This window comes from Flavobacterium sp. 2755, from assembly GCF_031455715.1.
Taxonomy (GTDB): Bacteria; Bacteroidota; Bacteroidia; order Flavobacteriales; family Flavobacteriaceae; genus Flavobacterium.
The window spans coordinates 402,984-422,204 of record NZ_JAVDTG010000004.1 but is presented as its reverse complement, the minus strand read 5'-3'; the positions used below and the strand labels follow the sequence as shown (position 1 = coordinate 422,204).

At 33.6% G+C, this 19,221-nt stretch carries 22 protein-coding genes; 16 read left to right on the top strand and 6 right to left on the bottom strand.

The features are described from left to right. Positions 1 to 111: 111 nt before the first annotated feature. Together J2Y38_RS12095 and J2Y38_RS12090 are read right to left on the bottom strand one after the other, a co-directional pair. Complete coding sequence (locus J2Y38_RS12095; RefSeq protein WP_309842771.1) at positions 112 to 1,092, bottom strand: L-dopachrome tautomerase-related protein; 981 nt, start codon at positions 1,090 to 1,092, stop codon at positions 112 to 114. A gap of 101 nt (positions 1,093 to 1,193) precedes the next feature. Continuing rightward, positions 1,194 to 1,781, bottom strand: a complete 588-nt coding sequence (locus J2Y38_RS12090; protein ID WP_309842770.1) for a Crp/Fnr family transcriptional regulator — start codon at positions 1,779 to 1,781, stop codon at positions 1,194 to 1,196. A gap of 275 nt (positions 1,782 to 2,056) precedes the next feature. Between J2Y38_RS12090 and J2Y38_RS12085 the strand changes: the two genes are divergently transcribed. The 3 genes from J2Y38_RS12085 to J2Y38_RS12075 all read left to right on the top strand — a co-directional run bounded on the left by J2Y38_RS12085 (position 2,057) and on the right by J2Y38_RS12075 (position 4,713). After that, entirely contained in the window at positions 2,057 to 2,926 is an 870-nt protein-coding gene (locus J2Y38_RS12085) for a helix-turn-helix transcriptional regulator (protein WP_309842767.1), read from the top strand. A 228-nt stretch (positions 2,927 to 3,154) separates the two neighbouring features. Further along, a complete protein-coding gene (locus J2Y38_RS12080) occupies positions 3,155 to 3,559 on the top strand; it encodes a cupin domain-containing protein (protein ID WP_053472227.1) in 405 nt (134 codons plus the stop codon). A gap of 98 nt (positions 3,560 to 3,657) precedes the next feature. After that, the gene (locus J2Y38_RS12075) at positions 3,658 to 4,713 is read left to right on the top strand and encodes an NAD(P)-dependent alcohol dehydrogenase (protein WP_309842764.1); all 1,056 of its coding nucleotides are present in this window, start codon (positions 3,658 to 3,660) and stop codon (positions 4,711 to 4,713) included. Positions 4,714 to 4,950: 237 nt separating this feature from the next. Here J2Y38_RS12075 and J2Y38_RS12070 read toward each other — a convergent pair whose 3' ends face one another. Further along, a complete protein-coding gene (locus tag J2Y38_RS12070) occupies positions 4,951 to 5,538 on the bottom strand; it encodes a DUF4142 domain-containing protein (protein WP_309842762.1) in 588 nt (195 codons plus the stop codon). A gap of 282 nt (positions 5,539 to 5,820) precedes the next feature. On the opposite strand from J2Y38_RS12070, the gene J2Y38_RS12065 reads away from it, so the two are divergent. From J2Y38_RS12065 to J2Y38_RS12025, 9 genes are all read left to right on the top strand, one after another. Continuing rightward, a complete protein-coding gene (locus J2Y38_RS12065) occupies positions 5,821 to 6,096 on the top strand; it encodes a hypothetical protein (protein WP_309842760.1) in 276 nt (91 codons plus the stop codon). Between the two features lie 15 nt (positions 6,097 to 6,111). Next, a complete protein-coding gene (locus J2Y38_RS12060) occupies positions 6,112 to 6,507 on the top strand; it encodes a hypothetical protein (protein WP_309842759.1) in 396 nt (131 codons plus the stop codon). Positions 6,508 to 6,559: 52 nt separating this feature from the next. Further along, positions 6,560 to 7,213 (top strand): hypothetical protein, encoded by a 654-nt coding sequence (locus tag J2Y38_RS12055; protein WP_309842758.1) that lies wholly within the window; start codon positions 6,560 to 6,562, stop codon positions 7,211 to 7,213. A gap of 33 nt (positions 7,214 to 7,246) precedes the next feature. Further along, complete coding sequence (locus J2Y38_RS12050) at positions 7,247 to 8,119, top strand: XAC2610-related protein (RefSeq protein WP_309842756.1); 873 nt, start codon at positions 7,247 to 7,249, stop codon at positions 8,117 to 8,119. A 41-nt stretch (positions 8,120 to 8,160) separates the two neighbouring features. Beyond that, entirely contained in the window at positions 8,161 to 8,853 is a 693-nt protein-coding gene (locus J2Y38_RS12045) for a hypothetical protein (protein ID WP_309842754.1), read from the top strand. A 331-nt stretch (positions 8,854 to 9,184) separates the two neighbouring features. Continuing rightward, positions 9,185 to 9,424: a Rho termination factor gene (locus tag J2Y38_RS12040; protein ID WP_309842753.1), complete on the top strand. Its 240-nt coding sequence runs from the start codon at positions 9,185 to 9,187 to the stop codon at positions 9,422 to 9,424. 114 nt (positions 9,425 to 9,538) lie between these two features. Then, positions 9,539 to 10,621, top strand: coding sequence for a DNA topoisomerase IB (locus J2Y38_RS12035; protein WP_309842752.1), 1,083 nt, complete (start codon positions 9,539 to 9,541; stop codon positions 10,619 to 10,621). 83 nt (positions 10,622 to 10,704) lie between these two features. After that, positions 10,705 to 10,866 (top strand): DUF1328 family protein, encoded by a 162-nt coding sequence (locus J2Y38_RS12030; RefSeq protein WP_035644678.1) that lies wholly within the window; start codon positions 10,705 to 10,707, stop codon positions 10,864 to 10,866. Positions 10,867 to 10,956: 90 nt separating this feature from the next. Beyond that, entirely contained in the window at positions 10,957 to 11,604 is a 648-nt protein-coding gene (locus J2Y38_RS12025; protein ID WP_309842750.1) for a DUF5661 family protein, read from the top strand. 71 nt (positions 11,605 to 11,675) lie between these two features. Here the strand turns inward: J2Y38_RS12025 and J2Y38_RS12020 are convergent, their stop codons facing one another. Next, complete coding sequence (locus tag J2Y38_RS12020; protein WP_309842747.1) at positions 11,676 to 12,320, bottom strand: hypothetical protein; 645 nt, start codon at positions 12,318 to 12,320, stop codon at positions 11,676 to 11,678. Positions 12,321 to 12,507: 187 nt separating this feature from the next. Between J2Y38_RS12020 and J2Y38_RS12015 the strand changes: the two genes are divergently transcribed. The 3 genes from J2Y38_RS12015 (at position 12,508) to J2Y38_RS12005 (ending at position 14,602) form a co-directional block, all read left to right on the top strand. Continuing rightward, a complete protein-coding gene (locus J2Y38_RS12015; protein WP_309842744.1) occupies positions 12,508 to 13,080 on the top strand; it encodes a ferritin-like domain-containing protein in 573 nt (190 codons plus the stop codon). 77 nt (positions 13,081 to 13,157) lie between these two features. After that, positions 13,158 to 13,889, top strand: coding sequence for a DNA-formamidopyrimidine glycosylase family protein (locus J2Y38_RS12010; RefSeq protein ID WP_309842742.1), 732 nt, complete (start codon positions 13,158 to 13,160; stop codon positions 13,887 to 13,889). Next, positions 13,886 to 14,602: a DUF72 domain-containing protein gene (locus tag J2Y38_RS12005; protein WP_309842740.1), complete on the top strand. Its 717-nt coding sequence runs from the start codon at positions 13,886 to 13,888 to the stop codon at positions 14,600 to 14,602. The genes J2Y38_RS12010 and J2Y38_RS12005 overlap by 4 nt, the downstream gene beginning before the upstream one ends. A gap of 133 nt (positions 14,603 to 14,735) precedes the next feature. Here the strand turns inward: J2Y38_RS12005 and J2Y38_RS12000 are convergent, their stop codons facing one another. Next, complete coding sequence (locus J2Y38_RS12000) at positions 14,736 to 15,236, bottom strand: pyridoxamine 5'-phosphate oxidase family protein (RefSeq protein ID WP_309842737.1); 501 nt, start codon at positions 15,234 to 15,236, stop codon at positions 14,736 to 14,738. Between the two features lie 213 nt (positions 15,237 to 15,449). On the opposite strand from J2Y38_RS12000, the gene J2Y38_RS11995 reads away from it, so the two are divergent. Further along, a complete protein-coding gene (locus J2Y38_RS11995; protein WP_309842735.1) occupies positions 15,450 to 15,881 on the top strand; it encodes a response regulator in 432 nt (143 codons plus the stop codon). Between the two features lie 52 nt (positions 15,882 to 15,933). Here the strand turns inward: J2Y38_RS11995 and J2Y38_RS11990 are convergent, their stop codons facing one another. Beyond that, the gene (locus J2Y38_RS11990; RefSeq protein WP_309842732.1) at positions 15,934 to 19,140 is read right to left on the bottom strand and encodes a PAS domain-containing protein; all 3,207 of its coding nucleotides are present in this window, start codon (positions 19,138 to 19,140) and stop codon (positions 15,934 to 15,936) included. Between the last annotated feature and the right edge of the window lie 81 nt (positions 19,141 to 19,221).

The following is a 19,221-nucleotide window of genomic DNA, read 5'->3' as shown; positions in this document are numbered from 1 at the left end:
TGCAGATTTAGGCAGATTAATATTGATCTTTATTAATCAGTTAAAAACTAAAAATCTTTACCAATCTGCCTAAATCTGCAAAATCTGCGTGAAAAAAACTTAAAGTAAAACTTATTTTATTCTCTGAATATCGTAAGAAGACTGCGTTTTATCTCCGCCCAATAACTTACCCAATTTAGAACTAATTACATAAACATTTCCATCTGAAGCCAAAGCTGCGGTAGTTGGGAAATCATCTTTACCAATAGTAGTCTCGCTAATTTTAGAAGCGCTTTTCCAGTTATTACTGCTTGAAAAAGTATACGTTTTGCCTAAAGCCAATCCGTTTTCGACAACAACCAGATTATTGTTTTTGTCTAATTCAATTCCGTCAGGTGCGCTGAAAGTTGCTCCTGTAACTTCAGTAATTATTGAAGGATTATAAATCGAAATTTTAAACAATTTAGAATCATCTGTTTTTACAGCCAGTAAATAACCATCAGGGTGAAAAACAATTCCGTTTAAACCAAATTGGTTAGGAGCAGGCTGAAATAAAGTATTCGTAACAAATAATGATGCATTAAAACTAGTGTCGATTTTATAGATATTTGGAGAAAACGAATCGGTAATGTAAATATTTCCATCATTATCTACCGCAATATCATTTAGACATGATCCGGCATTTGGTGTAAAATTTTTCAAATCAATTTCTTTAATCAAAGCACCCGAAGTAAGATTGAAAATACTTACTGTTGCAATCGTTCCGGCGCTTGTGGCATTACTTTTTTGTGAAATTCCCAAATCGGCATTAGCTACAATTAATCGATTTCTGGTTTCATCTGTATAAATTCCTGTTGGCAGAACCAATTTATTGCTTGTAGCAAAAACAGTAGTTTCTCCTTTTGGGTTCATTGCATAAACGGCACCTTTATACAATGAGCTAAATAAGAATTTTTCGTTTTTAGAATCGTAATCAATTCCTTCCGGATAAAGACCATCATCTGTTACGGTATATTTACTTTGAAGGGAAACTGGAGTTGCTGCAGGCTTTTTTTCACTGTCACAAGCAGCAAAAAGAATAGAAAAAGCGGTAATTAAAATTGTATTTTTCATTTTTATTAAATTGAAATTATTTGTCCTTATTGACAATGCAAATCTGGGACAGAACAAGAAAAATAAAAATGAACTGGTTTAGGAAATTCGGTTAAACTAGTTTAACTTTTTGAGATTTTCCGATTGCGTATTTTGCTCAAATACTCGGTGCTAAAACCAAGATAAGAAGCCAAAGCATATTGCGGAACACGTTTAGCGATTTCAGCATATTTGCTTATGAATTCATCATAACGTTCTTCGGCAGTTTTGGTAAAATTAGACAAAAGTCTTTTTTGCTGAAAAGCAAGCGAACGCTGGGTTATAATACGCTCGAATTTTTCAAGTTTCGGAATCTCGCGTAGAAATTTCTGCTCATCTTCATATTCAATTTGAATTAAAACCGAATCTTCAAGCGCTTCCACAAAAAGAGTAGCAGGCTCCTGATAAATTAAACTGCTGTAATCAGAAATCCACCAATCTTCAATAGCAAAAGATAAAGTGTGTTCTTTTCCTTCGTTATCGACTAAATAACCTCTAAAAGCACCTTTTACAACATAGCTTTTGTGTTTGCATACAAAACCCGGTTGTACAATAAATTGCCTTTTCTTTACTTTGGTAATTTTCAAAAAAGAAGCCAGATGATTTTTTTCGTCATCTGTCAAATCAACATATCTTGAAACGTAGTCTATAACGGGCAGTAAATCCTTCATGTAAACAAAGATAAAAAGTTTTGTTTCAGGATTGAGGTTTTCTTTGTTTCAAGTTTTTTTGTTTCAAGTTAATCTAACCGCAAAGAGCGCTAAGGTTGCGCAAAGCACACAAAGAAAATAAAACTTTGCGACTTTGCGAGATTCATTCATTCCAATAAAAAAAACTTGCGACCTTTGCGTAAACCTTAGCGCTCTTTGCGGTTAAAAACTTAAAACCTGAAACCTGAAACAAAAAAAAACAAAAATCTAATATTTGATTTTCATAACTTTGCAAAATGAATAATCAAACAGAAACTCAGAATTGCGATTTTACTTCAGATTTAAAACTGAAGGGATTTAAAGTATATCAGATCAACGGAGATTTAAGTAAAATTCCGGTTTATAGTCGTAGGGATTTTTATAAAATCTGTATCAATACGAGTAAAAGTATCATACAATATGCCGACCGCGGAATAGAAACTGATGGAACGATTCTGTTTTTCGGTAATCCGATTATTCCATATTCATGGGAAACCGTTTCTGAAGGATATGAAGGTTATGCGTGCGTTTTTACAGAAGAATTTCTGAGAGCAAAAGACCGTTCAGAAACACTTCACGAATCACCTTTATTTAAAATAGGAGGAACACCAATTTTTTCTTTAAATGCTGAACAAAAGGTGTTTATAGATTCATTGTTTCAGAAAATGATTCAGGAATATGAAACCGATTATGTTTTTAAAGATGACTTAATGCGCAGTTATGTCAATTTGATTATTCATGAATCGATGAAAATGCAGCCGTCGGATAATTTCTTTAAACATAGAAATGCATCTGCGAGAATTACGTCTTTATTTTTAGAATTATTAGAAAGACAATTTCCAATAGAAACTAAAAATGAACCGCTGGCTTTAAAAACGCCGCAGGATTATGCGCAGAGTCTTGCTGTGCATGTAAACCATTTAAACCGTTCTGTAAAAGAAGTTACCGGAAAACCAACAACGGCGCATATTACAGAACGAGTTATCAATGAGGCAAAAGCTTTGTTACAGCACACCGACTGGAGTATTTCAGATATTGGTTATTCACTTGGATTTGAGTATCCGAGTTATTTCAATAATTATTTTAAAAGACTAACAGGAACGATTCCTAAATCGTTAAGAATGTAAAATTGTTTCAATTTCATAATTTTTTGTTTGAATATTGTTATTTCCGGGAAGCATTGCTGCCCTAATTTTGCTTTTGAAATTATGATACTAAAATAATTTATCAGTTTCAACAAACTAAATTACTACTTCATAAAGCGGATTCTAGCTTTCTAAATTTAGTTTATAATTCTGATAATGAAATATATAAGTAATTTCAGTAAAGTAAATCTCAAAAAAATAACTAAATTTATGTCAACAAATTATTCAGCCGTTATCGAAGAAGGAAAAGTCCCTAGTGCATATATGACGGGCGACGTTTCGTACAAGAAGCAAAGCAGTGATATTCATCCTGAAAATACTGTTATTAAGGAAGTTACTTTTGAACCTTGTGCAAGAAGCAACTGGCATAGCAATGCAAGTCTGCACATGCTTATTGCAAAGAATGGAGTAGGTTATTACCAGGAAAGAGGAAGTGCAGTTCGTATACTTCTTAAAGATGAAGTAGTTACGATTCTGCCTGGAGTAGAACACTGGTATGGAGCAACTCCATTTGACAAGTTCTCGTATGTTGCCATTATCACAGAAATTGATAAAGGCCACGGAACCTGGTTAGAAAAAGTAACCGATGGAGAGTATTTTGTTTTGAGTCACTAAGTTTCTAAGATACTAAGGGACTAAGTTTTCTAAAACTTGAAACCTGAAACAAAGAAAACTTGAAACAAACTAAAACCTGAAACAAAAAAACAAACTATATGGAAACAAAAAACATAAAAGCCTTTGGTACAGAAGCTGCCGAAGCACCATTAAAAACCTTAGATATTCAGCGTCGTGCTGTACAGGCTCACGATGTTGAAATTGAAATTTTGTATTGCGGAATCTGTCATTCTGATCTGCATTCAGCCAGAAACGAATGGCACGGAACGATTTATCCAATTGTTCCCGGACATGAAATTGTTGGACGTATCGTAAAAGTAGGCGATCACGTTAAAAATTTCAAAGTTGGAGAACTTGCCGGAGTAGGCTGTATGGTTGATTCATGCAGAGAATGTGACAATTGCAAAAACGATTTAGAACAATATTGCGATGAAGGAAGTATTTTGACATTCAATTCTCCGGACAAACATTTAGGCGGAATCCAGACTTTTGGAGGTTATTCTCAAAGTATTGTAGTTGATGAAAGTTTTGTGCTCCACATTTCAGATAAATTAGATCTTGCCGGAGTTGCACCTTTATTATGTGCCGGAATCACAACTTATTCTCCTTTAAAACACTGGAATGTTGGTCCTGGTCAAAAAGTTGGAATCGTTGGAATTGGTGGTTTAGGACATATGGGAATCAAATTAGCAAAAGCTATGGGCGCTCATGTTGTTGTGTTTACCACTAATTTATCTAAAACAGAAGATGCAAAACGTCTGGGTGCAGATGAAGTAGTTTTATCTACAGATCCTGAACAAATGGCGAAATATGCAAAAAGCCTGAATTTTATCTTAGACTGCGTTTCTGCTGAACATAGCATTGATTCATACCTAAATTTATTAAAAGTAGACGGAACATTAACTTTAGTGGGCGCACCAATGGATCCGCTTCCTGTAACGTCATTCAGTCTTATATTAGGAAGAAGAAGTTTCGCAGGATCAGCCATTGGAGGAATCGCTGAAACTCAGGAAATGCTGGACTTCTGCGCAGAACACAACATCACAGCCGATATTGAAGTAATTGGTGTAAACGACGTTAACAATGCTTACGAAAGATTACTAAAAGGAGATATCAAATATCGTTTTGTGATTGATATGGCGTCTTTAAAATAAGATGCTAAGGTTCTGAGATGCTAAGATCCTAAGTTTTTTTTTCTTAGCATCTCAGAACCTTAGCATCTTAGAATCTTTTAAAAAAAACAAACCCCTTCAAGCAATTCAACTCTTGAAGGGGTTTTTAGCAAAGATTTGGGGTTCTTAGATTTTAAGATGCTCAAAAGCATAATTACTTAGAATCTTAGAAACTCAGAACCTTAGCCTCTTAAAAATAAATAACCAATTAAATTTATTTTACTTTTTGTCAAGATTTTGTTTCAGCAATTTAGCGTGTTCTAAATGCGCTGTCAATCCTGCGATATTGTTCGTTGCCCAAAGTTTAACATCTTCGTCATGCGCATCTTTAACAGCTTTTTGAAGTTTGTCAATTGCTTTTTGGTGACCATCGATCATCATATCGGCGAATTTTTTATCAAAATCAAGACCTGTTTTTTCGTTTAGTTTATTGTACTCTTCTTGTCCTTCTTCAGTAAGTGAACTTGGAAGTGTAAAGTTTTTAGCTTTTGCCAAAGCACTTACTTCAGATGCCGATTTAGTATGCTCATCAACAAGCATTTTACCAAATTTTTTCACTTCGGCATTGGAACTTTTTTGCTGTGCCAATTTTCCTATTTCGATTTCAGCCAGGTTAATTTCAGCCTGATCTACTAAAAATTCAGAATCATCTTCTTTACTGTCAATAGAGTCAAATTTGGCTTCATTAGCATCTTCCGCAACTTCTTTCGGATCTTCTTGTTTGGTTTCATTTTTACAAGAGTTAAGGCATATAATAATAAGTCCAGCTCCTAAAATTGCTTTACTGGCTAATAATATCTTTTTCATGATTTTATAGTTTAAATGTTATAATGTAAAATTATTCAGAAGTTACAGGAATGTCTTACAGGATTTTTAGAGATTTTTATATGATTTGGATGCACTAATAATAAAACAGTATAAATACGTATTATCTAGATTAAATTTATTGATATACTTGTCAAAGTAATTTGGTTTATTATTTCCTATAAATATATATAAAGGTGGAAACAGAATAAAAAGCAAATTTTTAAATTAAATTAAGTTTGAACTATTGTATTTTCGCCCAATAAAACATAGAAAATTATATTTATGACAGCAGTAAGAAAGATTTTTGGTATTTTTTTAATTATAATAGGATCACTGCTTTCACTTTCCCTGATTGTAGCTATATTAAAAGCATTAATGCAAAGTATCGGAGTATTAGGGAAATCTACTTATGAAGGAATAGGATTTCTTTTCGGAATTTTCATTATGACTGTGATATTTGGTATTATAATTTACTTTATTTTCAAGTACGGTTTTAAGTTGTTAAAAACAAAAGCTTTACCTCAAGATACTATTGATGATATTGGTTTAACCAAATAATAATCCTTTACTAATATGAGAATAATCAAGATGTTTTTGGTCTTACTATTTTTAGGATTTTCTTTTATTTACCTAAATTATTTTTCATCATTTGTTATGCCTTGGGATAGAGAGGAAGCCATTGAGGCTGCTTTAAGCTGGGGAAAATTAGATAAACTTCCTAAAGATGCCGATATTACTAATATGGAAAAACGAGGAAGTATTTTTACCAGACAATTCATTATTGAATTTACGAGTTCAAAATCTGAAATTAAGAACTGGATTTTGAAAAGTAAAGGATTTAAAGGCGTTGAGCCAGAAATAAAAGACGGAACTAAGATATATGAAATTCATCCAAAGGATTTGGAATCTTATGGAGGCCGGGTAAAAATAAAAGGAAATACAGTATATATTAATATGAGTTGGAGTTAATAAAATTTATATTTTGGCACCATCAAAAACAAAACATTTTTAAATATTATTCATGAAAATTACCAAAAACAAATCTATTAGATCTTTAGCCCGTATTTTATTCCTATCTTCTTTTATTTTCTGTACTTCTGCATCAAAATTAACTGCCCAGCAAATGACTTTTAATCCAAAGAAAACTGACAATGGATTAATCTTCGGATCAATGACTTTTCCAGAAGAAAAAGCACATTTTAATGGGTATTTTATGCTGATAAGTTATAAATCAACAGATCCTAAATTAGCCAGAAAGTATTCAAAAGAAGTACGTTTTATACCTTCGCAAATTTTAAAAGTGAAACATAAAGGAGATTTAGATAATGGTTTGACATATCTTTTTGCGATTGAAAAACCAGAAGGTGATTATGAAATCACAAATATTCGACTTTTTACAAATAGTGGTATTGCATTTCTTCAAAGAAATGATAACGTAAATGGTTTTTTAATTCCTTTTAAAGTAACCAAAGGAGAGATCTTGTATGTTGGAAATATACGATTCAATGAAAATGCTTTTAAACAATCTGGTAAAGATGCTAAAACAATGGTTATTTATCAAAATAATTTTGAAAAAGACCTTGCGGGAATTAAAAAAGCGGAGCCATATGTTTATTGGGATGCAGCAAAAAAGGATGATTCAATTCAAATTTCTTACGGGGAAATATTACAATAATCACTAATAATAAACCAATGTTATTGTAATCTTATGAAACAAAAAATCACCTTATTCTTTCTATTAGCAACAACTTTTCTCTCAGCACAAATAACTTACACTGGATTTATCGATAAATATCCAATTGAGTTTGCAACAGATATTTATTCTGATGGAGTAGGAACGGGAATTTATGCTTATTCTAATTTTGATACTCCAATTAGTTTGAAGGCTAAACTCACTGGAAAGACTTTAATATTTACGGAAAAAGACAAAAATGGTAAAGAAAGTGCTCAATTAATTTTCCAGAATTACAATTCAAAAAGCGCTCAATTAAATGGGATTTGGAAAGACCTAAATTCAGGAAAAGAACTTCAAATTAATCTTTCTAAAATGTTTGAAATTAATTCTGGAAATAAAATAGAATGGGGAGAAAGAGAAATTTTACAGTCGGTTTCTTTTAAGGACAAGTATTTTAAATTAATTCTCAGTAAGCGAAAAGGCGACTATGAAGCAAAAGTTATAGGCGTAAAAATCATTGAAAAAAGAACAGATAAAGTACTTCAAAAAATTGATTTAGAATGTCAGCTTTTGGGTTTAAATAACATAAGTATTGATGATTATAATTTTGATGGAATAGAAGATTTCTCTGTTTATGAAGCAGGAACAGCTGGTCCTGACAGTTCGAGTTTGTATTTTCTGTATAATCCTAAAACAGGAAAATATTTTGAAAGCGGTTTTAGTGGAAGTTCTTTAGAATTTGACAGTAAAACCAAACGAATTCATGAACATAATCAATGCTGCGCCGGCACAAGTGTTATGGAAGCAGAATATAAAGTGGTCAATAATAAAATGGTTTTAATAAAAAAGACCTGCTTTAAATATGATGAGAAAATAAATGATTTGAAAAAAGTAAAGTGTGATTAAATGTTGTTTTTAACAATTTTCATAATTCAAACAATCGCAAAATGAAAAAACTCTACATATCCTTATTATTCATTGCAAATCTTACAGTTTCCGCGCAAGCGTATTTTCCATGTTTTGATGATTTGTTTTTGGGTAATAATACAGATGAATCACTTTTTAGCCCAGAACTTAATTATTTTAGAGATGGATTAAAAGTAACAAGTAAATTGTTGTTTATTAAAGATTTGCAAACTGATTCCAATAGATCTGCCGCATTTTATAGTTTTCAAGTTATCCCGAGATCTGATTTGCAGTATGATTTTTTAAATAGTGGAGTATTTTTAAAATTCAATGTAAATGCTAAAGAAAAATATCCATCATTTGATGTTATTTTTAATGAATTTGTAAATGAAGATAAAGAAAGCGGTAACGGAAGAATCGATTTATACAATAAAGGACTTTCTATATTGTTTAGTGAAACGGATGTAAAAGTATTTGATTTTCAAAAAAAGACTTCTCTCAAAGACCTCAAAGCAGAATTTTTAATCTCAGGTATTGAATACAAAATTGACAAAACAAATTTGGAAATTGTTTTTAAAGGTAATTTTACTACTGATATTAATATTAAAGGAAAGAAAATTAAAAAAGAAATACTCTCAAAATTAACTTTAAACACAGATAAAGAAGGTTTTGGTATTTCTTACATGGATCCAAAAAGCAATAAGAAAAAATATATAGTTGAGAAAGATATATAGTTAAGAAGTATATCAAAACAAAAAATCCTATTCATTATATGAATAGGATTTTTTTGTTTAAATCCTCAATGAATTTGTCATTTCGACGAAGGAGAAATCGCACTCGCATATCGACAAAGATTGGCGCTTTTCTTTGCGGAGTTACTTACGGAGATTTCTCCTTCGTCGAAATGACAAGATTGAGGCTAATCTAAAATCCGTAATCTAAAATATCTATCAATTTACAATCTTAATTATGAAAGTAATAATCAAAATTGTATAACAGAAAAATCTTTCTTTTTGGGAACTTTGATTAAACCATACAACTATTACTAATCTAAATTTTTACGTCATGCCAGATCCAAGAATTAAAAACGAAGCACAATACGAAGCTCTTGTAAACAAGGGTTATAGTAAAGAGAAATCGGCGCGTATTGCAAATACGCCAAATGCAGGAGAAAAAGGCGGAAGAGCAAGACCTTATGAAGAATGGACAAAAGATGAACTTTATCAACAAGCCAGAAAAGTAGGTGTTTCAGGACGTTCTTACATGAATAAAAAAAGTTTGATTAAATCTCTTAGAACTAATTAAAATACAAATGCCGCAGATTTCACAGATTCTCTCAGATTATGTGAGAAGAAAAAGAAATGTAAAAGGAAAAATCTTTTGGATCTGTGAAATCTACGGCAAAAAAAATAGAAAACCATGAATACCGCCAGAACCCAAAAACTAATGACACAGCTAATTAAAACGCCGCATTTGGTGTTAGAAAAATTAGAATTAGTTTATGTAAACAATCAAAATTTACCAATTGAAAGATGTCAGGGAGATGATGGTTTTATTTATAAAAAAAACGGACGCTGTATTAAGCAAAAAAGCGAAATAAAGCGTTTTAACAGCTTGGTTTTACCGCCGGCCTGGGTAAATGTAAAAATCTCGGATTTATCAAACGGACATTTACAAGCGGTAGGTTTAGATGTTAAAAACAGAAAACAATATCGGTATCACCCAAAATGGAATTTAATCCGCAATCAAACTAAGTTTTACAAAATTGCTGAATTCGGACAAAAGCTTCCCTCTATACGAAAACAAGTTGATATCGATTTAGAACAAAAAGAATGGTCGAAAGAAAAAGTAATTGCACTTGTAATCCGGTTAATGGAAGAAACGCATATCCGAATAGGAAACGAAAAATACGCCAAAGACAATAAATCATACGGACTTTCGACTTTACGAAAAAGACACATCAACATCAATAAAAATTCCCTCCGATTTGAATTTATCGGAAAAAAAGGAAAACAACACACGATTACCACAAGAAACAAGCAATTGATCAAACTGGTAAGCCGCTGCGAAGAAATTCCGGGTTGGGAAGTTTTTAAATATTACGATAAAAACGGCGAAAGAAAGGTTTTAGACAGTCATATGGTCAATGAATATCTGCACAATATTTCGGGCGAATATTTTAGTGCCAAAGACTTTAGAACCTGGGCCGCCTCAATCATATTCTTTGAAAGTTTGATGGAACTTGGCGTTACATCAGATGAAAAAGAAATCAAAAAAAATATTGTTCTGGCTTATGATGCCACGGCAGAAGCGCTCGGAAATACCAGAAATGTCTGCAAGAATTATTACGTTCATCCCTTGTTGGTCACAACTTATGAAGACGGATCGATTCAGCCTTATTTTGATAAAGTAAAAAAGAGCCGAAGCACAAAAAAGTACTTTTCAAGAAGCGAAAGCGCCTTTGCAGAGCTGATCGAAAATTATCAAGTCAGTTTGCAATAATAATCTAAGAGTTAATGCACCTCTTTCAAAAGCATAAAGTTTGAAAAACAAACAAAATCAGTATTAACTAAAAATCAATTATTATGTTACGTTGGACAGTCATATTTATTATTCTGGCAATCATTGCAGGAATATTTGGTTTTGGTGGAATTGCCGCTGGAGCCGCTAGTATAGCAAAAATTTTATTTTTCATATTCTTAGTGTTATTTATTATTTCGCTGATAAGCGGAAGAAGAAGTGTTTAACATAAGAATTCAGTAAAATAAGAACGAAATTAAAAACGGCACATATATATCTCGGTAAATGTGTCGTTTATCTTTTAAAAATATCAAATTATGGGAACTAAAAGCGGTGCTTACCAGGACGTTTACATTAAAAGACAAGACGAAATGGTAAGTTTAAAAAATGATGTAACAGATTTTTGTGAAAAATACCTTAAACCTGTGCATCCAAATAACTGGGACTGGTCGGCACGTGATTTTGAAAATCCCGAAAACGACCCAACAATTGCCGAAGCAAGGGCAGTAGCAAATGTAGTTTACAAAGATTTATTAGACGGAAAACAAACCGATGTCGATCTTTCGACTATGGATAATGTAGAAGCAATTAAAGCCTATTTGAACCCAAAAAGCAAATATGCTGATTTTAATATGGAAGAATTTGCTTTTGCCTTAAAAGTTGAACTCGAACACGGAAAAATAAGAGATGTAAACGTAACCAACAATCATCCGTTCCTGACCGCAATGATTGCATTGGCACACATGACCGAAAGCCTCACGTACTATAAACGCCTAAAGGTGATGGAAGCGGAAGGCGAAATTTTCGAAATTATGCGTAAAATAGAAGGCTCAAAAACAGGAAAAGAAGAATGGTACAAAGAATTAGGTAAAGCCGAACAGGAATTAGCAGAAGCAAAGGAAGGGCTAATAGAACGTTTACAAAAAATGGATGATATTCCAGTATTAGAAAAAATAGGCGATTAGCATTTTATAACGAATAAAAAAGCCGTTAAGGATAAACTTAACGGCTTTTTCGTTTTCAATCTTCCAAAAAATTACAATCTTCTTTTATCTTCTTCTGAATAATCATCGTCTTCTTCCTGAACATCGTCTTCGATATATTCGCCGTCTTCTTCCTCATCATCATCGTCGTCAATGTCTTCAAGATCTTCTTCAGTTTCATTAAAGTCGTTTTCAAAAGTATCGGCAGGATTGTCAAATTCGTCATTTTCGACTTCATCAAGCTCTTCTTCGTCAAGGTCTTCTTCGATGTATTCATCTTCATCTTCCTCATCAAAGTCGTTTTCATCTTCTAAAACAACCTCATAAATAGTATCGTTGTTGTCTTCAAGATCTCTGTCTTTATGGAAATCATCATCTAAATCGTCCAAATCATCGTCGTAAACGCCCAATCTCTCATCGGGATTAGGTTTGTTAGGGTTATGACCATTTCGAACCGTATAACCGCGTTCTGCGTCTTCTGAGCGGCTGTTTTGAGTTTCTTGTGTATTTAAATCATAAAGTTCCTCATTCATAACCGTATTTCTGTCGTCATTATTTGGACTTCCCGGATCTCTGTTTTGAGTTTCTTGTGTATTTAAATCATAAAGTTCCTCATTCATAACCGTATTTCTGTCGTCATTATTTGGACTTCCCGGATCTCTGGGAAAAGTTCTGTTTGTTTTATCTGTAGTATTCATGATGTTTTATTTTAAATAGTTATACATACAAATCTAATTCTGAAACCGAAAGGTTTTCTTATAGAATTACGAAATGTAATTGTATAATTAACAGATGTTTAGAATGAAATTTAATCGAAGAATATTATAACCTCGCTGATAATCAAGGCGGTAATTTTACAAATATTAATCATAAAAAATTATTACCATGAAAACTACAGATCAGAAGAAAGAAACTAAAGCAAAAGAAACTGTAAAAAGAGGAGTTACAAAACCAAAATCGAACGCAGCGGCGGGTTTAGCAGAATTATTTGAAGACAGCCTGAAAGATATTTACTGGGCAGAGAAAGCTTTAACCAAAGCACTGCCAACAATGGCTAAAAACGCCACTTCAGAAGAATTGATCGACGCCATTAATAACCATTTGACCGAAACTGAAGAACATGTAACACGTTTGGAGAAAGTTTTTGATTTAATTGGAAAAAAAGCAACCGCCAAAAAATGTGATGCCATGGAAGGTTTAATCGAAGAAGGAAAAGGAATTCTGGAAGAAACCGAAATTGGTGTAGTACGAGATGCCGGAATTATCGCAGCGAGCCAAAAAATCGAACATTATGAAATTGCCACTTACGGAACGTTAAGACAATTTGCCGAAACGCTTGGTTATGAAGAAGCTGCAGCATTATTAGAGCTAACACTTGACGAAGAAAAAGGTGCAGATAAACTGCTTACAGAAGTTGCTGTAAACGCTGTAAATCTTGAAGCTGCAGAAGCAGAATAGGATTTAAAAATATCATATTAAAAGTGCAGTTGTCAAAACTGCGCTTTTTTTTCATTAAAAATTTAAAACTAAAGTATATGCCCGAAGGTCCGTCAATATTGATTTTAAGAGAAGAAGCACAGCAGTTTGCAGGAAAAAAAGTAATAGAAGTTTCTGGAAATTCCAGTATCGATTTAGAGCGTTTGAGAGATAAAACAATTTTATCTTTTAAAACCTGGGGAAAGCATTTCCTGATTTGTTTTGATGATTTCACAGTCAAAATCCACTTAATGATGTTTGGAACCTACAGAATCAACGAAAAAAAAGATACTGCACCAAGGTTGCATTTAGGGTTTTCAAGTGGAGAAATCAACTTTTATACCTGTTCTGTAAAGGTTTTAGAAGGCTCAATAAATCAATATTACGATTGGAGCGAAGATGTTTTAAATGAAAATTGGGATCCGAAAAAGGCAAAAAGAAGTCTGGATAAAATCCCAGATGAAATGATTTGCGATGCCATTTTAGATCAAAATATATTTTCGGGAGTAGGGAATATTATCAAAAATGAAGTTTTGTACCGATGTTTTATTCATCCGAAATCTTTGGTTGGAAAAATCCCGCCCGAAAAAATCGATGAACTTATAGCCGAATGTTCGATTTATAGTTTTGAATTTTTGTATTGGAAAAAGAAAAATGAACTCAAAAAACACTGGCTTGCATATTCGCAAAAAGAATGTAAAAGATGTAATTTACCCATCATAAAAAAACCGACAGGGAAGAAAAAACGTCAAAGTTTTTACTGTGATAACTGCCAACAGCTTCACCAATGAAAAATGAAATTTTAATAGGATGCTCAAGCTACAATAACCGCTATTGGAAGGAAATTTTCTACCCTGACAATCTGGCATACTCGAAATGGTTTGAGTTTTATTCCCAGTACTTTAGCACATATGAGTTCAACGGAAGCTTTTATAAGTTTCCGACGCTTAGAATCTTCAGTAATTGGTATAATAAAGCACCGGAAAACTTTCTTTTTTCGGTAAAAGCACCCAAAGAAATTACGCATATTAAACAATTTTCAGATTGCGAAAACCTCCTTTCAGAATTTTATAATGTCTGTGAAAATGGTTTGAAAGAAAAGCTGGCTTGTGTACTTTTTCAGTTCCCGCCGAGTTATTATTTTACTTCAGAAAGATTACAGCAAATAATCAGCAATTTAGACCTGAAATTCCAAAATGTAATTGAATTTCGTCATAAATCCTGGTGGAATCAAGAGGTTTGGGATGCTTTTATGGTAAATAATATCACGTTTTGCAGCGTAAGCCATCCGCAATTACCACAAACAATCTTCACAGATTTTCCGCTTGTTTATATCCGTTTACACGGAATTCCGCAAATGTTTTATTCGAGTTATTCACTTGAAGAATTACTTCAGATAAAAAATATAACTAATTTAAAATCAGGATTTATGTATTTTAATAATACAGCAAGTCAAGCCGGAATCTTGAATGCTTTAGAGATGAAGAGGATTATGACTGCTTAAGGGATTTAACCGCAATCCCGATAGCTATCGGGAGCAAAGAAAAAACGCAAAGCACACAAAGAAATGATCTTAGCGAACCTTGCGTAAATCTTTGCGCTCCCGATAGCTATCGGGATTGCGGTTTAAAAAATAACTACAATTTCAAATTACCTTCAATACCATCATCCATAACTTTACCAGTTACAAAAGCTGCCGTCATTTTTGCAATAGCTACAATTTTACCATTTTTATTGTTCCAGTAATAACCGTCTTCCGGCGTTACGGTAATCACGCTTAAGTTCGGATCGTCTTCGCCGCCCGGCATCCAGACTTTTACAATTGGGTCGTATAATTCCTTGATTGTTTCCCTGTCGTAAGAAATGGTCGCAGTTCCGTGAATAGTCAGGAATTTATCATGCGGTTCAGAGAAGAATAGCTCAACTTGCGGATTCAGTGTAATTTCAGCATTATGGCTGCTGTTTCGGTCAGATAAAAACCAAAGACGTCCCAAATCATCTACTTTTTGAACCGACATTGGTCGTGACTGAAGTCTGTAGCTGTCGTAAGTACAAAACATGCAAGTTTTTATATTTTCTGCCAATTCTTTGATTTTATCAGCAGCTAAATTTTCTGTAAGGTCTTTATGATCTCCCATGGCTCTATAATTTTTTATTTAATATTTTGATTTAAAAGTGTTTAAAACACTGTATAACAAAATTGAGATTTTTGCTGCGGAATGGCTTACAGAATTATGCTTTTAAATTATTATATTTCAATTAACTGAATTTGTGAGAATATCTAAACAAATTGTTTTATTTCGCTAATTTTTAATTATCTTTGAAGAAACAGATTTTACCCAAAAACATATATGAAAGAATGGACAATATTCTACACAGATGATGACGAAGACGATTTAAGCATATTTACAGACGCTGTAGAGTCATTATCGCAAGATATTAACCTCCAGACTTACTCAGGTGGAGAAAAGCTCTTAAATGCCGTTTATAATCCGCCGCCAACTCCTAGCGTGATTTTTTTAGATTTAAACATGCCGGGAAAAAATGGTTTTGACGTTTTGAACGAGCTGAAAGGTTCCAAAGAAAAAAGTGATATTCCGGTTATCATTTTTTCGACATCAAATGAGCCAAGTATAATTGAAAAATGCCTTAATCTGGGCGCAAATTATTTCATTACAAAACCGGTTTTAATGAAAGACATCATAAAGTCTATAGAACACTCCTTAACCATTAACTGGAAAGAGTTTGTTCCTGACAGAAAGACTTTTGTGTATAAAATATAATTGCTTTAAAACATAAAAAACACCAAACTCATTTTTAAGTTTGGTGTTTTTTTTATAGCTCAGGCAGGAAAATTTTAAAAGTAGCACCTTGCTCTTTTGCGCTTTTAGCTTTTATAATTCCTTTGTGGTTTTCGACAATTTTTTTCACAATTGCCAGGCCAATTCCGGTTCCGGAGAATTCACTCTCGGTATTTAATCTCTGAAAAACTTCAAAAATTCGTTCGTTGTATTCGTCATCAAAGCCAATTCCGTTATCCTTAATCCGCAAACATAAATATGTCTTTTCAGGATAATCAACTTTAAGATTTAGTTTACTTCCAGGAACTCTGCGGGCTTTAATTTCAATATGCGGCGGAATATTCTTTCGGGAGAATTTTAAAGCATTGCCAATTAAATTATGTAGTAACTGTCGAAACTGAAACGGCATGATAGTCGATTCGCCCAAAGGATGAAGATCGATTACGGCATTTTTTTCTTCAATACGTTCCGAAAAATCAAGTATTACTTCCTCAACAATTTCATCTAAATTAGTTTTTACAAAAATCCTTTCGGCAGAATTGGTTCTGGAATAGGTTAGGAGATCCTGAATCAATGTCTGCATTCTTTTGGCAGAAACCTCAATTCGTTCCAAATAAGTTTTGGCTTTCGCCGAAATATTCTGATCATCTAACTCCGCCAAACGACTGGCAAAAGTCTGAATTTTTCGAAGCGGTTCCTGCAAGTCATGGCTTGAAATATAGGCAAAAGATTGTAGTTCGATATTCATGTTAATCAAATCCCGATTCTTCAGCTCCAGTTCTTCCGTACGATCATGAACCTGCTTTTCAAGCTGATTTGTAAAATCTTTTTGATCCTGAATATCAGAACTTGTACCAACCCACATTTGAATCTTTCCTTCAGGATCTCTTTGCGGAATTGCACGGCTAAATTGCCAGCGGTATACTCCATCGTGACGGCGAAAACGATGCTCAAACAAAAATTCTTCTCCCGTTTTTATAGCCTGCATCCAGGTATTTATGTTTTCTTCACGATCATCGGGATGTATAACCTGCAGCCATCCGTTTTGATCAACATCGGCTTTTGTGATGCCGCAAAAATCATAAAGCGACTGATTAAAATAATCCAGATTCCCCATCACATCACTCGTCCAAACAAACTGCGGCATTGAATCAGCAAGAACCCGGAATTTTTTTTCACTTTTCATTAAAATTTCCTGTCTGTTCTTTTCCTCCGTAATGTCCATCACAGTGCCCAGCATTTTGGTAGGATTTTTTAATTCATCAAAAAATATCTTGCCGTGAACGCGAATCCAGGCAATACTGTCATCCGGTTTTAAAACCCGTGCCTCGTATTTGTAAATATTTGTTCGTAAAGCAATTTCATAGGCTTTTTGAATTAAATCAAAATCTTCGGCCACAATACGGGATAAAACCTGCGGACGCGTAATTTTTATGTTTTTTTGAAGACCAAACAGCTCCGGCAGATTATCAGAATAAATCAATTCCTGCGTTGGGATATTTAAATCCCAGGTCACAATCTCGGCAATTTCAGATGCTAAACGGGCTCTTTCTTCGGCATCTTCTACTTTTTTTCTTGCTTCCACTTTCTCAGTAACATCGTTTACGGTAATCATAATCGATAATATTTCCCCATTTTTCTCGTACAAAGGCGTGTATTGATAATCCAGATAAAACTTCTCTAATTTTCCTTTAATATCAATAAACGCAACAGATTCGTTTTCACGGATTGTTTTTCCGTTATATAGTACTTCTTTAAGCAATTGAGGATATTTTTGATCTAAGAGCTCCGGAAACACTTCTAAAGCAGGTTTGCCAATAGTTTCGCTTGGCTTTTTCTGCCAAATATCTTCGTGCATTGTTGTATTGGCCAGTTCAATAATATGATCTTTTCCTTTAAAAATGGTCATGGCAATAGGTGACTGCATCACAAGGTTTCTAAACGCTTTTTCACTTTCAGCCAGATAATATCGTGCTTTTACAGATTCTGTAACTTCATAACCCACCACAATAACGCCCGTTACAACATCATTTTCTTCTCTTAAAGGGTGAAAAACTAAATTGAAATAACAATCTTCCTGTTTTCCATATCGATTTAAAGTAACCAGTAATTCGTTTGAAAAATAAGGAATTCCGTCTTCATAAACCTGTAATAACAGTGGATGAACCGTTTCTTTAGCTTCCGGTAGATATTCAAAAACCGATTTATTAAGCGTTTGTTCTTCGGTTTTATCTACAATTTGCAAGTATGTTTCATTAACCATTTCGACCAGCAAATCTTTCCCTTTAAGAATGGCAATTCCAAGCGGGACTTGTCTCACAATATTCTTAAAACGTTTTTCGCTTTCTTCTATAGCATTTCGTGCCGTAACCTGAAGCGTAACATCGTTTGCGATCGTAACAATTCCGGAAATCGTACCGTCAGGCTCTTTTAAAGCTTCATAAACAACATTAATAAAAGTATTTACGACTTTGCCATTTCTGGTAAGTTTTACCGGAAGTTCATTCGCCGTAAATCTTTCTCCGGTTACATAAACATTCAATAAAATCTCTTCTAAACCTTGACCTGCGGCTTCGGGAAGCGATTGAAAAATAGGTTTATTCAGTACTTCATCCTCTTTGCGTTCCCAAATTTCAAGCATAAGTTCATTTGCAATTTCGACCACAAAATCATTTCCTCTTAAAATACACATCGCATTTGGCGTCTGCAGGATATTATTTCGGTAGCGTTTATTGCTTTCTTCTAAATTTTTACGAATGTTTACTTTATCTGTAGTTTCATTGCAGATAACCAGAACACCGTCAATTTTACCATCATCATTTGTTACGGGACTATAGCTGAAAGTCCAGTAAACATCTTCCATTTTTCCGTTTCGGTAAATGGGCAGTAATAAATCTTCGTGCCATGTTGCTTCGCCCTCTGTTAAAACCTGATCAATCAGCGGACCAATAAAATCCCAGATTTCCGTCCAGTATTCAGCTCCTTTCTGACCTAATATTGCGGGATGCTTTCCATCATTTCCAAGACTTGGACGATAAGCATCGTTATAAAAACAAATATGTTCCGGTCCCCAAAACAAAAACATGGGGAATTTTGAGTTTAAAAGAATCCCTAAAGTAGTACGAAGACTCTGCGGCCATGTGTCGACAGCTCCAACAGGAGTTTTACTCCAGTCTTTGGCACGGGTTAATGCGCCCATTTCGCCTCCTTTTGCCAGGAAATCTTGGTTTGTATTGTTCATTAAAAATTTGTTTTTGTTTTGATTGAAACAATAAATTTTATGTAATAGATATAGAATTTTTTAAAGTTTTTCAGTTGAAAA

Coding starts and splice junctions, on each gene's coding strand:
- J2Y38_RS12070 (WP_309842762.1), bottom strand. CDS start 5,538: ATGAAAAAGATATTATTAGCCAGTAAAGCAATTTTAGGAGCTGGACTT.
- J2Y38_RS12050 (WP_309842756.1), top strand. CDS start 7,247: ATGAAACAAAAAATCACCTTATTCTTTCTATTAGCAACAACTTTTCTC.
- J2Y38_RS12095 (WP_309842771.1), bottom strand. CDS start 1,092: ATGAAAAATACAATTTTAATTACCGCTTTTTCTATTCTTTTTGCTGCT.
- J2Y38_RS12060 (WP_309842759.1), top strand. CDS start 6,112: ATGAGAATAATCAAGATGTTTTTGGTCTTACTATTTTTAGGATTTTCT.
- J2Y38_RS11995 (WP_309842735.1), top strand. CDS start 15,450: ATGAAAGAATGGACAATATTCTACACAGATGATGACGAAGACGATTTA.
- J2Y38_RS12035 (WP_309842752.1), top strand. CDS start 9,539: ATGAATACCGCCAGAACCCAAAAACTAATGACACAGCTAATTAAAACG.
- J2Y38_RS12055 (WP_309842758.1), top strand. CDS start 6,560: ATGAAAATTACCAAAAACAAATCTATTAGATCTTTAGCCCGTATTTTA.
- J2Y38_RS12015 (WP_309842744.1), top strand. CDS start 12,508: ATGAAAACTACAGATCAGAAGAAAGAAACTAAAGCAAAAGAAACTGTA.
- J2Y38_RS12080 (WP_053472227.1), top strand. CDS start 3,155: ATGTCAACAAATTATTCAGCCGTTATCGAAGAAGGAAAAGTCCCTAGT.
- J2Y38_RS12040 (WP_309842753.1), top strand. CDS start 9,185: ATGCCAGATCCAAGAATTAAAAACGAAGCACAATACGAAGCTCTTGTA.
- J2Y38_RS12045 (WP_309842754.1), top strand. CDS start 8,161: ATGAAAAAACTCTACATATCCTTATTATTCATTGCAAATCTTACAGTT.
- J2Y38_RS11990 (WP_309842732.1), bottom strand. CDS start 19,140: ATGAACAATACAAACCAAGATTTCCTGGCAAAAGGAGGCGAAATGGGC.
- J2Y38_RS12020 (WP_309842747.1), bottom strand. CDS start 12,320: ATGAATACTACAGATAAAACAAACAGAACTTTTCCCAGAGATCCGGGA.
- J2Y38_RS12085 (WP_309842767.1), top strand. CDS start 2,057: ATGAATAATCAAACAGAAACTCAGAATTGCGATTTTACTTCAGATTTA.
- J2Y38_RS12025 (WP_309842750.1), top strand. CDS start 10,957: ATGGGAACTAAAAGCGGTGCTTACCAGGACGTTTACATTAAAAGACAA.
- J2Y38_RS12065 (WP_309842760.1), top strand. CDS start 5,821: ATGACAGCAGTAAGAAAGATTTTTGGTATTTTTTTAATTATAATAGGA.
- J2Y38_RS12010 (WP_309842742.1), top strand. CDS start 13,158: ATGCCCGAAGGTCCGTCAATATTGATTTTAAGAGAAGAAGCACAGCAG.
- J2Y38_RS12030 (WP_035644678.1), top strand. CDS start 10,705: ATGTTACGTTGGACAGTCATATTTATTATTCTGGCAATCATTGCAGGA.
- J2Y38_RS12075 (WP_309842764.1), top strand. CDS start 3,658: ATGGAAACAAAAAACATAAAAGCCTTTGGTACAGAAGCTGCCGAAGCA.
- J2Y38_RS12005 (WP_309842740.1), top strand. CDS start 13,886: ATGAAAAATGAAATTTTAATAGGATGCTCAAGCTACAATAACCGCTAT.
- J2Y38_RS12000 (WP_309842737.1), bottom strand. CDS start 15,236: ATGGGAGATCATAAAGACCTTACAGAAAATTTAGCTGCTGATAAAATC.
- J2Y38_RS12090 (WP_309842770.1), bottom strand. CDS start 1,781: ATGAAGGATTTACTGCCCGTTATAGACTACGTTTCAAGATATGTTGAT.